Genomic DNA, 13,999 nt, shown 5'->3' with positions numbered 1-13,999 from the left:
GGGCCGCCGTCGCTAGCCAGTATGTCGCGAGGACGGCGCCGACGGCGGCATCCGCCTCACTCCTCGGGCATGGGCGGGCGCATGCGCGGCACGAACTTCGGGATCCAGCGCAGGAACCCGAGCGCGCCCGCCAGGCTCACCACTCCCATCGCCGCCGACGCGAACGGGAGCGCGGCCGCCGCCGTGACGGCGGCGACGAGGAGCGGCGCGACGGCACCCCCGGCATCCGTCAGGGTCCGCCAGGACCCGAGGAACGCCGCCGGCTCGTGCTTCGGGGCCACGTCGGCACCGAGGGTGAGCAGGATGCCGCTCGACAGGCCGTTGCCGACGCCGAGCACGCCGGCGAAAAGACCGAACCAGAGCACCGCGGCGTCGACGTCGTGGGTCACCGAGAGCGCGAGGAACCCGGTTCCCATCAGCACCATGGCGGGCATCGCCGCCCAGAGCCGGCCGAAGCGGTCCATGACCTGCCCGCTCGCGTAGAACAGGGCGAAGTCGATCGCCCCGGAGACGCCGACGACCAGGGCGATCGTCGAGGCGTCCAGGCCCAGCGACAACCCCCAGAGCGGGAGCACGACCTGACGGGCCGACCGCACCGCCGACAGCGACGCCGCTGCCAGGCCGAGACGACCGAGCACGACACGCTGGCGCCACATGGTCGCGAAGATGCCGACGCGTTCGAGGGTGGGGATCGATCCGCTCACCGCCTCCCCGGAATCCTCCGCGAACCCGCGACGCGCCGGCGACGTCATCGGCGGAGTGGTCTTCTCGGGGTCGGGACCGAACAGCACGAGCATGACCATCACGACCAGGCAGACGAGGAAGAACCAGATCGCCGCGGCCTCGTCGCCGAAGATCTGCAGGAGACCGGCCGAGACGAACGGCCCGACGAAGACGCCGAGCCGGAAGCTGCCGCCCAGAAGCGACAGCGACCGCGCCCGGAAGGCGACCGGCACGCGGGTGGTCATGAAGGCGTGCCGGGCCAGGCCGAAGGCCGCGGCGCACACGCCGAGGATGAAGACGGAGGCGGCGAGCACGCCGAGCGAGGGGGCGAGCACCATGCCGACCGCGGCGAGGATCGACAGCGTGCCGGCGATCACCATGGTGAACCGCTCGCCGATGCGGCCGACCGCCCAGCCCGCCGGCAGGTTGCCGCACAGCTGCCCGACCACCAGCGCCGAGGCCACGAGCGCGGCGAACGCCACGTCGGCGCCCATCGACGCGGCGATCACCGGGATCAGCGGGATCACCGCGCCCTCGCCCAGGGCGAAGAGCACCGTCGGCAGGTACACCATCGGCCCGAACTGCCGGAGGACCGTCGATGCACTGCTCACCTCTTCACGCTACCCCCGCCGCGCCGCCCCGGCCTCCGGCGTCTCCCGAGCGCGCGGACGGCACGTTAGGCTGGGGTGTCATGCTCGAACTAGATCTCTCCGCCGAAATCCAGGCGCTCAGGCACACCTTCGGCGACATCAGCGAGGTCGTCGACGTCACCCACCTTCGCGACGAGATCGCGCGGCTCAGCGAGGAGGCCGGCGCCCCCGACCTCTGGGACGACACCGAGCGCGCGCAGAAGGTCACCAGCGCTCTCAGTCACCGGCAGTCGGAACTCGCCCGCATCACCGGCATCGCCCAGCGCCTCGACGACCTCGAGGTGCTCGTCGACCTCGCCAACGAGATGGGAGACGAGGAGTCGGCGCAGGAAGCGCGCACCGAGCTCGCCGCGCTCACCGAGGTGATCAACCAGCTCGAGGTGCAGACCCTCCTCGACGGCGAATACGACGAGCGGAGCGCGATCATCACGATCCGCTCGGGCGCGGGCGGCGACGACGCCACCGACTTCGCCGAGATGCTCCTGCGCATGTACCTGCGCTGGGCCGAGCAGCACAAGTATCCCGCGAAGGTCATGGACACCTCGTACGCGGAGGGCGCGGGCATCAAGTCGGCGACGTTCGAGATCGACGCCCCCTACGCGTTCGGGACGCTGTCGGTCGAGGCCGGCACGCACCGCCTCGCGCGCATCAGCCCGTTCGGCTCGGCCGACAAGCGCCAGACCTCCTTCGCCGCGGTCGAGGTCATCCCGCTCATGGAGGAGGCGACCGAGGTCGACATCCCCGAGGGCGACATCCGCGTCGACGTGTTCCGCTCGTCGGGGCCGGGCGGTCAGTCGGTCAACACGACCGATTCCGCCGTGCGCCTCACGCACCTCCCCACCGGCATCGTGGTCTCGATGCAGAACGAGAAGTCGCAGATCCAGAACCGTGCGGCAGCCATGCGCGTTCTCCAGACGCGCCTGCTTCTGCTGCAGAAGGAGGAGGAGGCGGCGAAGAAGAAGGAGCTCGCGGGCAACATCACCGCGAGCTGGGGCGACCAGATGCGCTCGTACTTCCTCTACGGTCAGCAGCTCGTGAAAGACCTGCGCACGGGCCACGAGTCGGGGAACCCCGCCGCCGTGTTCGACGGCGACCTCGACGGGTTCATCTCGGCCGGCATCCGCTGGCGCAAGCGCAAGGACGACGACTGAGCTCTCGCTCGCGAGCCGCGTTCAGCGCCCCGCGCCCGCCAGTGAACCCGTCACTTCGTCATAGCTGAAGACGATGCAGTGCACCGTGCGGTCACCGGCACGGATCCACGAGCTCCTGGTCGGCTGGTAGCTGTAGAAGTCGAGCTCGGAGTCGTCGTACGCAACGCCGACGAACGCCTCGAAGTGCGCGCGGCAGTCCTCCCACGTCTTGTCGGTGAGGTACTCGTCGCCGGGGAACTCTCCGTCGTCGAGCTCATAGATGAAGAACACCTCATCCGTATGCGGCACATCGCAGGGCAGCACGGGAAGCTCGTAAATGTCTTCGTCGGACTCGTACTCGACGAGTGGCAGGCAGTCGCCGACCTCGAGCTCCGCGAAGGGCACCATCTCGGCACCCTCAGGGGCCGGGTCGTCGGTCGGCATCGGGGCCGGCGAGCGCGACGGAGCGGCGGACGGAGCCGTCGGCTGCGTCGCATCGTCGGCGGCCTCCACGACCGATCGCAGCCCGACCGTGAACAGGGAGACGGCCAGGGCGAGGACCGTGCCGAACGCGGCGACGCCCAGACCGGTGACGCCCGGCCACTTCGTCCCGGGGAGGAACAGGGAGACGAGAGAGACGACGACCGCCGCGCCCAGGAGCGCCCACCCCGCGACCGTGATCGGAGGGATGCAGGCGAGGACGGCGCCGATCGCCGCCGCGATGAGGCCGACGAGTCCGAACACCGAGATTCTCCTCGTCGCCGGCGCCCCCGCCGTCGCCGCCGCACGGATGGCCGGGGCCGTCGGTGGGGTCCATTCGGGCGTGTCGGGAACCGACGTGGTCACATGCATCGTCCACTGCGATCCGTCCCACCAACGCCGCTTCCCGGAGCCGTCGTCGTACCAGCCCGCCGGAGTCGTCATCGCCTCCCCCGATCCTTCCCGTGCGTCGTGAGGGCGAGTCGTCAGGGGATGAGGCAGGTCGACAGCGAGTCGGTGAACTGGTCGGTGAAGGCCAGTGCCGCTTCCGCATCGCTGAACGTGGCGTCGTCGCCGGAGGCGATGACGCGCAGCGTCTCGTCATCGATGTCGGAGGCGTAGAACTCCTCCGCGAAGCACGTGATGCTCTCGGGCGTGTAACCCTCGGTTCCGGTCGACTGGATGATCGCCGCGATGCCGACCTCGAGCTCCTCCACCGTGGGGCGGTCGGTCGAGGCGCCGGCGTCGGGCTCACCGGTCTCCAGAGGCTCGGCCGAGATGGAGGGGGCGGAGGTGGGCAGGTCGCCGAGCTCCTCGTTGACCCCGGCCGCGAACATCGCCAGATACACGAATCCCATGACCACGCCGAGGATGGTGCCGACGATCGAGAGCGCGAGCCCCGTGATGCCGGGCCACTTCTTGCCCTTCAGGAAGAGCGAGATGAGCGAGACGATGAACGCGGCCGCCAGCAGGAAGAATCCGAGGAATCCGATCACCGGGATGAAGACGAGGATGGTGCCGAGCACCGCGAGTCCGAGTCCGACGATGCCGAGGACCGAGACCTTCTTCGGCTCGTCGGGGGTGCTCGCCCCGGCGGCGCCCGGATAGGCCGGGGTCGCGCCGTAGCCGCCCGCCGCGGGCGGGTAGCCGCCGCTCACGCCCGGATACGCGTCGGGTGTCGCGGGAGCGACGGGGTAGTCGGGTGCCGGGGGAGCGACGGGATGGTCGGATGCCGCGGGCTGCGGCGCGGCCGGAGGCGCGACCGCGAAGGCGGGAGCGGCATCCTCTCCGGCGGCTGCCGGAGCGTCGCCGGAATCCGTCGGCGAGGGGTCGGGGGTCTCCGGACGGATGACGGTGTCGTCGAGCGATGTGGTCGGAGCCTCGTTCTCGCCCAGCGGCGTGGTGTCGTTCTGCGGCGCGGCGGGGGCTTCGGGCGCGAAATGCTCGGTCCACTGCTGGCCGTCCCACCAGCGCTGGCGCCCGGATCCGTCGTCGTACCACCCGGCAGGCGTGCTCATGTGTCCCCCTTGTGAAAGCTCCAGGCGTGCGGAGACCCGCGAACGCCACTTCATGTATAGCAGTGCGGGCCGACATCGATCGGCCGATCTTCGGGCGGATCCGCCCTCTGCGCCGTCGGCCGTGCGGGGTGTCGCTGGCGGCGGGGCGCGTGGGCGCGCTTAGGCTCGGATCGCCATGATTCGGTTCGAGAACGTCACGAAACGCTACCGCGGGACGTCGAAGCCCGCCCTGTCCGGTGTCGACTTCGAAGTGCAGCGCGGGGAGTTCGTGTTCCTCGTCGGCGCCTCCGGGTCCGGCAAGTCCTCCTGCCTGCGGCTCATCCTCCGCGAAGACGTGCCCACCGCCGGCCGCGTCGCCGTGCTCGGACGCGACCTGCGCTCGCTCGCCAATCGCAAGGTGCCGTACTTCCGTCGCCACATCGGCTCGGTGTTCCAGGACTTCCGTCTCCTGCCGTCGAAGACGGTGTATCAGAACGTCGCGTTCACTCTGCAGGTGACCGGATCCTCGCGCGGCTTCATCCAGCAGGCCGTGCCCGAGGCGCTCGCCCTCGTCGGTCTCGACGGCAAGCAGAAGCGGATGCCGCACGAGCTCTCGGGCGGCGAGCAGCAGCGCGTGGCGATCGCCCGCGCGCTCGTCAACCGGCCGCAGGTGCTGCTCGCCGATGAGCCGACCGGAAACCTCGACCCGGCCACCTCGGTCGACATCATGCAGCTCCTCGCCCGCATCAACGCGGGCGGCACCACGGTTCTGATGGCGACCCACGAGGCGGCGTTCGTCGACCAGATGCAGCGCCGCGTGATCGAGCTCCGCGACGGCGAGATGGTGCGCGACGAGGTGCACGGCGGCTACGGCGACACTTCGAACATCCCGCGTCTCGCTCCGGAGGAGGTGCGGGGCGCGGCCGCGGCCGCCGCCCTCACGGCGGTGCAGGAGGTCCAGCGTCAGACCGCCGATCTCTCGGTCGTCCGCGCCGCCCTCGCCGAGGAGCTCGCCGAGAAGCGCCGAACGGCGGCATCCGCTCCGGGGTCGATCGTGGAACCGCCCGACGAGCCGGTCGCGGAGCAGCAGCCGGTCGCGGACGAGCCGCCGGTCGCGGAGCAGCAGCCGGTCGCGGGGCCGCTCACGCACCCCATCGCGGTGCCGCGGGTCGACGTCGCCGAGCTCGGCGTCGCCGACCGTCTCGGGCTCTCCGACGACGACGACGAGGAAGTGGGGCCGACCTCATGAGGATCGGTCTGATCCTGACCGAGGCCCTCGGGGGTCTGCGGCGCAACATCTCCATGGTGATCTCCGTCGTGCTCGTCACCTTCGTCTCGCTCACCTTCGTCGGCGCCGCCATCCTGATGCAGGCGCAGATCGGGGTCATGCGCGGATACTGGGCCGAACGCGCCCAGGTCGCGGTCTACATGTGCTCCGACGTCTCCGAGGCGGAGACCTGCGTCGACGGTGCGGCCAGCGAGGAGCAGGTGGCCGCGGTGCGCGCCCAGCTCGAAGGCGAGGCGCTCTCGCCGCTCATCAGCTCGATGACCTTCGACACGAAGGAGGAGACCTACGCGAAGCTGGTCGAGCAGCTCGGCGAGGACCAGGCGAGCGTGCTCACCCCGGATCAGGCGTTCGAGGTGTTCTTCGTCACGATGAAGGACCCGGGGCAGTCGCAGGTGCTGAGCGAGGCGTTCAGCGGGCAGGCCGGCGTCGAGCAGGTGCGCGACCAGCTGCAGTACCTCGAGCCGCTGTTCTCGGCCCTCACGGTCGCGACCTACATCGCGGTCGGCATCGCGGTGCTCATGCTCATCGCGGCGACGCTCCTGATCGGCACGACCATCCGGCTCTCGGCCTATGCGCGCCGGAAGGAGATCGGCATCATGCGACTGGTGGGCGCGTCGAACCGCTTCATCCAGACGCCGTTCGTGCTCGAAGGCGTGTTCGCCGCCTTCCTCGGCTCGGTCCTGGCCAGTGCGGCCGTCGTCGCGGGGGTGCACTTCGGGGTCGACGGCTATCTCCGCGGGCGCGTCCCGTTCATCACCACCTGGGTCACCATGGGGGATGCCGCCCTCGTGGTGCCCGTGCTGATCGGGATCGGGGTCGTGCTCGCGGCGCTCTCGGCCGGGTTCGCGATCCGTCGGTGGCTGCGCACCTGAGGTAGGCTGGTGGGCTGGCCGCGACAGCGGCGCCGACCGCGACAGAGACGCCGGCCACGAGAGAGAGCAGGAGCACCATGCCCAGGGAACGCGGGGAGAAGGTCGTCGCGACCAATCGTCGCGCGCGTCACGACTACGCCATCGAGAAGTCCTACGAGGCCGGCATGGTGCTCACCGGCACCGAGGTCAAGTCGTTGCGCCAGGGGCGCGCGAACCTCAGCGACGGCTATGCGTTCGTGAAGGGCAATGAGGTCTTCCTCGACGCCGTGCACATCCCCGAGTACTCCCAGGGGCACTGGACCAATCACTCCGCGAAGCGCATTCGCAAACTCCTCCTGCACCGCGAGGAGATCACGAAGATCGCGCACGCGGTGTCGGCGGGCGGCTACACGCTCATCCCGCTGAAGCTGTACTTCTCCGACGGCCGCGCCAAGGTCGAGATCGCCCTCGCGAAGGGCAAGCGCGAGTACGACAAGCGTCAGACGCTGCGAGAGCGGCAGGACACGCGTGAGGCCGAGCGCGCGATGCGCACGCGCAACCGCATGGGCGAATAGCCCGGGGCTCAGCGCGCCGGGGTGAACCCGAACACCCGCCCGAGGAAGGCCAGTTCGCGTTCGAGCGCGTCGACGATCGTCGTCGCGCTGCGGAACCCGTGGCCCTCGCCGGGGTACAGCACGTATTCGTGATCGACGCCGTGCGCGGCGAGGGCGTCGCGGATCGCCTCCGACTGCGATGGCGGCACCACGCGGTCGTCCTCGCCCTGCATCAGCAGCACCGGCACGTCGATGCGGTCGGCGTGCGTCAGCGGTGAGCGCTCGACGTACAGCTCCTCGGCCGCGGGGAGCGGCCCCACCAGTCCCGCGACGTAGAGCTCCTCGAAACCGTGCGAGTGCTCGGCCAGCATCCGCAGATCGGCGACGCCGTAGCGACTGATCCCGGCCGCGAAGGCGCCGCCGCGCACGAGGGCCGAGAGGACCGTCCAGCCGCCGGCGGAGCTTCCGCGGATGGCGATGCGTCGAGGGTCGGCGAGTCCGGCATCCGCCAGGCCGCGTGCGGCGGCGATGACGTCGTCGACGTCGACCAGGCCCCAGGCGCCGTCAAGGCGCTCCCGGTAGGCCCGTCCGTAGCCGGTGGAGCCGCCGTAGTTCACGTCGAGCACGCCGATGCCGCGGCTGGTGTAGAAGGCGATCGCCGTGGACGCGGCTCCCGTGACGTGGGCGGTCGGGCCGCCGTGCACGAACACGACGTACGGCGGCAGCTCGCCCGTCGGCGCCGAGGCGGTGGGGTGCGCCGGGGCGTACGCGAAGGCGTGCACCGCGCCCCGGCCGCCGTCGATCTCGATCGGCTGCGCCGGCGGCATCCACCCGGTGTCGACCGGCGCGCCGCCCGTGACGACCGAGATGTCGCCGCTGTCGAGGTCGACGCACCACACGCCGGGTGCGGTCGATGAGCCGTTCCCCGAGAGCAGCACGCGCGGGCCCGAGACGTCGTCGACGCTGACATGACCGTCGCACGGCACGTCGAGCGCGGTCGTCGCGCCGTCGGGAGCGATGACCGCGACCTCGTCGCGGCCGTTCGTGCGCACCGCCACCGTGCGACCGTCGGCGAGCGGTCGGTACCAGCGGTTGCCGAGCACCCAGAGTCCGTAGCCCGTGTCGGCGTCGGTCGTCGTGAGCGGCTCGGCCGCCTGCGCGGCGCCCGACCGATCGACCTCTCGCCGGTGCAGCTGCCAGCGTCCGGACGGATCGTCGCTGTAGACGAGTTCGGTGTCGCTGCGCCATTCCGGCTGCAGCGCCGCTCTCGTCTCGGGGCGGGTGACGGTGCCCTCGTCGATCGCCGCGATCGCCAGCTGCGCGCTCTGCCACGGCATCCGCTCGCCGCTCCACTCGACCCACGCGAGGCGGGAGCCGTCGGGGGAGAGCGCCGGGTGCGCGAAGAACAGGTCGCTCTCCACGAAGGTGCGGAGCGCCGTCGGGTCGTCGGCGGCCGACCCGTCGACGGGAACCTCGATGACGGCGCGCAGCGGCGGAACGGCGTCGAGGTCTTCGCGGATCGCCAGGAGCCGCCCGTCCTGGAGTCGCAATCCGCCGTGCGCCGGGCCGGCCGGCGTGAGCGCGCGCGGCTCGGACCCGGCCGTGAGCCGGTAGATCCGCTGGTCTCCCGCGTGGACGAAATAGAGTATGCCGTCGGCATCCGCCGTCCATGCTCCGCCGCCGTACTCGTGCACCCGCGATCGCGCGCTCCACGGCGCCGGCAGCATCTCCGATCCGTCCGAGCTGCGGACCGTCATCCGCCCTCCCTCGGCGGGCACCGACTCGCCCCACCAGATCGCGCTCCCGACGAACCGTGCACCGTCGATGCGCGGGGCGGATGCCGCGACGGACGCGGCCGTGAAGGGGGAGGACCAGGAGCCGAACGGAGACGACATGCCTCGAGCCTAGGCGGCGCTCGACACACGACGACACACACGTGCGAGCCTCTGCCGCCGTGTTCTACGTTTCTGGGAACGCCCGGTCCACCGGGTGTGGAGCGACAGCCGAGCCCGGCACCCGCCCGCGAATGATGCCCCACTGCGTCGTGCGCGGCCGCCCGGCCCGCCCTGTCCTCAGGAGAAACATGTCGTCCGACGACGAGACCTCCGGCACCCACCCGGTGCCCTTCTCCTTCGAGCTCTATCCCCCGCGCTCGGAGTCGAGCGACGAAGCGCTGCAGCAGACCGTCCGCCACCTCGCCGCGGCGGGGCCGAGCTTCCTCTCCGTCACCTACGGCGCGGGCGGATCCGCCGGCGGACGCTCGCTCGACGTGCTCCGCTTCATCCGCGAGCACACCGATGTCGAGCCGCTCGCGCACCTCACCTGCGTCGGCAACACCTACACCGGGGCGGCGGCTCTGATCCGCGAGTTCCTCGACGCCGGCATCCTGAGCTTCCTCGCCCTGCGCGGCGATCCGCCCGCCGGGAGGACGGAGGGGTTCCTCGGCGATCTCGAGAGCGCGGCTCAGCTGGTGCAGCTCATCGACCGCGTCCAGGCCGAGCGCGCTCCTTACCGGGAGTCGCCGGTGCCCGGCCTGCCGGGCGCCGTCCGGGTCGACCCCCGACGCCGGGTGAACATCGCGGTGGCGGCGTTCCCGACGGGCCATCCGCGGTCGACCCGCCCCGCCCACGACGTGGAGTCGCTGCTCGCGAAGCAGGCGGCGGGCGCGACCTTCGCCATCACGCAGCTGTTCTTCCACCCCGACGACTACCTGGCGTTCGTGGAGCGGGCGCGCCGCGCCGGCGTGACGATCCCGATCCTGCCGGGCATCATGCCCATCACCTCGCCCGCGCGACTGCGGCGCGTGCTCGAACTCACGGGAGAAGACCTCCCGAGCGAGCTCGCGGTCGCCCTCGACGTCGAACCGACACCGGAGGGGCGCCGCGAGATCGGCATCGAATGGGCCGCCCGCCTCGCCCGCGACGTCGTCGCCGGCGGCGCACCGGGCGTGCACCTCTACGCCTTCAACCAGCACGAGACCGTGCTCAGCGTGCTCGCGGAAGCCGGGATCCTCCCGGCCCTGCGGCACTGATCCCCTCGACCCCCGCCGAAAGGACACATCATGACCGCATTCCCTGAGGGCACCATCCTGGGCTATCCCCGCATCGGCCGCCGTCGCGAACTGAAGAAGGCCGTCGAGGCGTTCTGGGCCGGTCGCACCGACCTCTCCGAGCTCGAGCGCGCCGCCGCCGAGCTGCGCGCGGCCACCCGCGACCGTCTCGCCTCCCTCGGTCTCGGGCGCGGCGACTCCTCGATCCCCGAGTCCTTCTCGTTCTACGACCAGGTGCTCGACGCCGCGGCGACGGTGGGGGCGATCCCCGCCCGCTTCGAGGACCTGCGGTCGGCCGACGGCACGATCGGCCTCGCGGCGTATTTCACCATCGCCCGCGGCGAGGGCGATCGCGCCCCGCTCGAGATGACGAAGTGGTTCGACTCGAACTATCACTACCTGGTGCCCGAGATCGGGCCCGACACCGTGTTCTCCCTCTCCAGCGAGCGCCTCGTGCGCGAGGTCGCGGAGGCGGTGGCGGCCGGCTTCGTCACGCGGCCCGTCGTCGTGGGGCCGGTGACCCTGCTCGCGCTCGCGAAGGCGTCGGACGACGCGCCTGACGGCTTCGACCCGCTCTCACGACTCGACGATCTCGTACCGGTGTACGTCGAGCTGCTCGGACGGCTGCGGGCGGCCGGCGCCGAGTGGGTGCAGCTCGACGAGCCGGCGCTCGTGAGCGAGTCGCTGCCCGCCTCGACCGAGCAGCTGGCGGATGCCGCGGCATCCGCGCTGTCGGTCCTCGGGGAGGCGTCCGAGCGTCCGTCGATCCTGGTCGCGGCGCCGTACGCCGAGCTCGGAGCCGTGTTCCCCGTGCTCGCGGCGGCCCCGATCGAGGCGATCGCGGTCGATCTGGTCCGCGGCGGGATCCCGGAGGCCGCCGAGGGGCTCGCGGGCAAGACGCTCGTGGGTGGTGTGGTCGACGGCCACAACATCTGGCGCGGCGACCTCGCGGCGGCGTTCGACCGGCTCGAAGAGCTGCGGGGTCTGGGCGCTCCGGTCTCGGCCGGAACCTCGACGTCGCTCCTGCACCTGCCGCACGACGTCGCCGACGAGAGCCGGCTCGACCCGCGCCTGGTCTCGTGGCTCGCGTTCGCCGACCAGAAGGTCGAGCAGATCGGCGTGCTCGCGCGCGGTCTCTCCGCAGGTCGCGCGGCGATCGCCGACGAGCTCGACGCGGCCTCCGCCGCTCTGTCCGACCGCCTGCACGCGCCCGGGGTGCGGGACGGAGCGGTGCGCGGCCGCGAGCTCACCGAGGCCGACTTCGCGCGTGTGGCGTCGGCCGAACGAGAGACGGCGCAGGAGGCCCTCGGTCTGCCGGTGCTTCCCCTCACCACGATCGGATCCTTCCCGCAGACCGGCGAGATCCGACGGGCTCGGGCCCGATTCACCCGCGGTGAGATCTCCCGGGAGGACTACGACGAGTTCCTGCGGCGCGAGATCTCGAGCGTCGTGGCTCTGCAGGAGGAACTGGGCCTCGACGTGCTCGTGCACGGCGAGCCCGAGCGCAACGACATGGTGCAGTACTTCGCCGAGAACCTCGACGGCTTCGCGGTGACCGAGCACGGCTGGGTGCAGTCGTACGGCTCACGCGCCACCCGTCCCTCGATCCTGTGGGGCGACGTCTCACGCCCGGCGCCGATCACCGTCGCCTGGTCGGCCTTCGCGCAGTCGCTGACGACCGCGCACCTGAAGGGCATGCTGACGGGGCCGGTGACCATCCTCGCCTGGTCGTTCGTCCGCGACGATCAGCCGCTCGCCGAGACGGCCGACCAGGTCGCGCTCGCCCTCCGGGAGGAGATCGCCGATCTGGAGGCGGCCGGAATAGCCGTCATCCAGGTCGACGAGCCGGCTCTGCGCGAGCTGCTTCCGCTGAAGAGGGCCGACCAGCCGGCTTACCTCGACTGGTCCGTGCGGTCGTTCCGGCTGGCCACCGGGGGCGCCGCCGCCGCCACCCAGGTGCACACGCATCTCTGCTACTCGGAGTTCGGGGTGGTGATCGACGCGATCCGCGCGCTCGATGCCGACGTCACCTCGATCGAGGCGGCCCGCAGTCGCATGGAGGTCGTGGCCGACATCGCCGAGGCGGGGTTCGATCGCGGCATCGGCCCGGGCGTCTACGACATCCACTCGCCGCGCGTGCCGACGGTCGACGAGGTCGAGTCGCTGCTGCGGCGCGCGGTCGAGGAGATCCCGACGCGTCACCTGTGGGTCAATCCCGACTGCGGGCTGAAGACGCGAGGCTATGACGAGACCACGGCGTCGCTGCGGAACATCGTCGAGGCGACCCGTCGTGTCCGAGCGGAGGTCGGCGCGGTCGTCTGAGCGGTGACGCCTCAGACAGTGCGCAGCACGGCGACGACCTTGCCGAGGACCGTGGCCTCATCGCCCAGGATCGGCTCGAACGCGGAGTTCCTGGGTAGTAGCCAGGTGTGCCCGTCGCGCCGGCGGAACGTCTTCACCGTCGCCTCGTCATCGAGCATCGCGGCGACGATCTCGCCGTTCTCGGCGTTGTTCTGCGATCGCACGACCACCCAGTCGCCGTCGCAGATGGCCGCGTCGATCATAGAGTCGCCCGACACCTTCAGCATGAAGAGGTCTCCCTTGCCCACCAGCTGACGGGGGAGGGGGAAGATCTCCTCGACCTGCTGCTCGGCGGTGATCGGGACGCCGGCGGCGATGCGGCCGACCAGCGGGACGAGGGCCGCATCGCCGACGGGGGTGGCGACGTCGGCCGGGTTCTCGCCGCTCGTGCCGGGGAGATCGATCAGCACCTCCATGGCGCGGGTCTTCCCCGGGTCGCGGCGCAGGTAGCCGCTCAGCTCCAGCTGACCGAGCTGGTGGGTCACGCTCGAGAGCGACTTGAGCCCGACGGCGTCGCCGATCTCTCGCATGCTGGGCGGGTACCCGTGATGAGCGATGGCGGTCTGGATGACCTCGAGGATCGCCATCTGCTTCGGGCTGAGGCTCTTCCGCCGGCGCGTCCGAGGGGCCTCCTGCTCGGGGGCTGAGTTCTCGCTCATCGTGCTCCTTCAGTACGCGTTCCGACCGTTCCGCTTCGAATGTCGGAGGCCCGTGGTGGGGTGTTCGTATCGAAACCGTATCCGAGAAATCGCGCGATCTGGAAGATCTGTTCGAGCGTGTCGCAGGATTCTCGAACCCGGTTTCGAAGAACAGTTGACAGATGTTCGAACTCGAAGATATCTTCGGAACGTAGCTTCGCATCCACGGCTCCCGGCCGAGACGCGGATGCGAACGCTACGCCCACGTCATCGTCGGCCGAGTCGACGAGAACAGGCAAGGAGCCAGACATGAGCAGCATCAGCCTCAGCACCGCAGCGGTCATCCCGGCGCGCCCGGCGGCGCGGTCGCGGCTGCGTCTGACCGCACGTGGTCGTGCCGTTCTCCTGGCCTTCGCAGCGGTCCCTCTCGCCGTCGGCATCGGACTCGCCGCACTCAGTGGCGGAAGCGCCCTCGCCTCCGGCGAGCAGGCCGCTGTCGTCTCCTTCGAGACCGTCACGGTGCTCCCGGGTGACACCCTGTGGTCCATCGCCAGCGCGGTCGCCCCGTCGGCCGACCCGCGCGACGTCATCGGAGAGATCTCCCGCCTCAACATGCTGCGCGGCGGCGAGCTCCGGATCGGTCAGGAACTGGCGATCCCCGCGGAGTACGCGGACTGAGTCCTTCGACAGGCTCAGGAACCCTCCTTCGACAGGCTCAGGAACCCTCCTTCGACAGGCTCAGGAACCCTCCTTCGACAGGCTCAGGAACCCTCCTTCGA

12 protein-coding genes are annotated in these 13,999 nt (G+C 70.9%); 7 read left to right on the top strand and 5 right to left on the bottom strand.

What is annotated here, in order from left to right; all coding sequences use genetic code 11:
* Positions 1-56: 56 nt before the first annotated feature.
* On the bottom strand, positions 57-1,295 hold the full coding sequence (locus AB3M90_RS15200; RefSeq protein ID WP_412953878.1) for an MFS transporter: 1,239 nt from the start codon (positions 1,293-1,295) through the stop codon (positions 57-59).
* A 119-nt stretch (positions 1,296-1,414) separates the two neighbouring features.
* Between AB3M90_RS15200 and prfB the strand changes: the two genes are divergently transcribed.
* Entirely contained in the window at positions 1,415-2,524 is a 1,110-nt protein-coding gene (gene prfB, locus AB3M90_RS15195) for a peptide chain release factor 2 (protein WP_412953492.1), read from the top strand.
* Positions 2,525-2,545: 21 nt separating this feature from the next.
* Here the strand turns inward: prfB and AB3M90_RS15190 are convergent, their stop codons facing one another.
* Positions 2,546-3,427 carry a septum formation family protein gene (locus AB3M90_RS15190; RefSeq protein WP_412953489.1) on the bottom strand — a complete coding sequence of 294 codons (882 nt, stop codon included), beginning with the start codon at positions 3,425-3,427 and terminating at the stop codon, positions 2,546-2,548.
* Between the two features lie 41 nt (positions 3,428-3,468).
* Positions 3,469-4,500, bottom strand: coding sequence for a DUF2510 domain-containing protein (locus AB3M90_RS15185; protein WP_412953487.1), 1,032 nt, complete (start codon positions 4,498-4,500; stop codon positions 3,469-3,471).
* 175 nt (positions 4,501-4,675) lie between these two features.
* Here AB3M90_RS15185 and ftsE point away from each other — a divergent pair, with 175 nt between their 5' ends.
* From ftsE to smpB, 3 genes are all read left to right on the top strand, one after another.
* Positions 4,676-5,728, top strand: coding sequence for a cell division ATP-binding protein FtsE (gene ftsE, locus AB3M90_RS15180; protein ID WP_412953484.1), 1,053 nt, complete (start codon positions 4,676-4,678; stop codon positions 5,726-5,728).
* On the top strand, positions 5,725-6,639 hold the full coding sequence (gene ftsX, locus AB3M90_RS15175) for a permease-like cell division protein FtsX (RefSeq protein WP_412953481.1): 915 nt from the start codon (positions 5,725-5,727) through the stop codon (positions 6,637-6,639). The genes ftsE and ftsX overlap by 4 nt, the downstream gene beginning before the upstream one ends.
* A gap of 77 nt (positions 6,640-6,716) precedes the next feature.
* Positions 6,717-7,193 carry an SsrA-binding protein SmpB gene (smpB, locus tag AB3M90_RS15170; protein ID WP_412953478.1) on the top strand — a complete coding sequence of 159 codons (477 nt, stop codon included), beginning with the start codon at positions 6,717-6,719 and terminating at the stop codon, positions 7,191-7,193.
* Between the two features lie 8 nt (positions 7,194-7,201).
* Here the strand turns inward: smpB and AB3M90_RS15165 are convergent, their stop codons facing one another.
* Positions 7,202-9,067: a S9 family peptidase gene (locus AB3M90_RS15165; protein ID WP_412953475.1), complete on the bottom strand. Its 1,866-nt coding sequence runs from the start codon at positions 9,065-9,067 to the stop codon at positions 7,202-7,204.
* A gap of 188 nt (positions 9,068-9,255) precedes the next feature.
* Between AB3M90_RS15165 and AB3M90_RS15160 the strand changes: the two genes are divergently transcribed.
* Both AB3M90_RS15160 and metE read left to right on the top strand, forming a co-directional pair.
* Positions 9,256-10,203 carry a methylenetetrahydrofolate reductase gene (locus tag AB3M90_RS15160; protein ID WP_412953472.1) on the top strand — a complete coding sequence of 316 codons (948 nt, stop codon included), beginning with the start codon at positions 9,256-9,258 and terminating at the stop codon, positions 10,201-10,203.
* Positions 10,204-10,233: 30 nt separating this feature from the next.
* Complete coding sequence (gene metE / locus AB3M90_RS15155; protein ID WP_412953469.1) at positions 10,234-12,543, top strand: 5-methyltetrahydropteroyltriglutamate--homocysteine S-methyltransferase; 2,310 nt, start codon at positions 10,234-10,236, stop codon at positions 12,541-12,543.
* An 11-nt stretch (positions 12,544-12,554) separates the two neighbouring features.
* Here metE and lexA read toward each other — a convergent pair whose 3' ends face one another.
* Positions 12,555-13,241: a transcriptional repressor LexA gene (gene lexA / locus AB3M90_RS15150; RefSeq protein WP_412953467.1), complete on the bottom strand. Its 687-nt coding sequence runs from the start codon at positions 13,239-13,241 to the stop codon at positions 12,555-12,557.
* Positions 13,242-13,529: 288 nt separating this feature from the next.
* Between lexA and AB3M90_RS15145 the strand changes: the two genes are divergently transcribed.
* Positions 13,530-13,898, top strand: a complete 369-nt coding sequence (locus tag AB3M90_RS15145) for a LysM peptidoglycan-binding domain-containing protein (RefSeq protein ID WP_412953464.1) — start codon at positions 13,530-13,532, stop codon at positions 13,896-13,898.
* Positions 13,899-13,999: the final 101 nt, after the last annotated feature.

The organism is Microbacterium martis, assembly GCF_047246685.1.
GTDB lineage: Bacteria > Actinomycetota > Actinomycetes > Actinomycetales > Microbacteriaceae > Microbacterium.
Note: the sequence above shows the minus strand (reverse complement) of the source record. Positions and strands in the feature narration are given on the sequence as shown.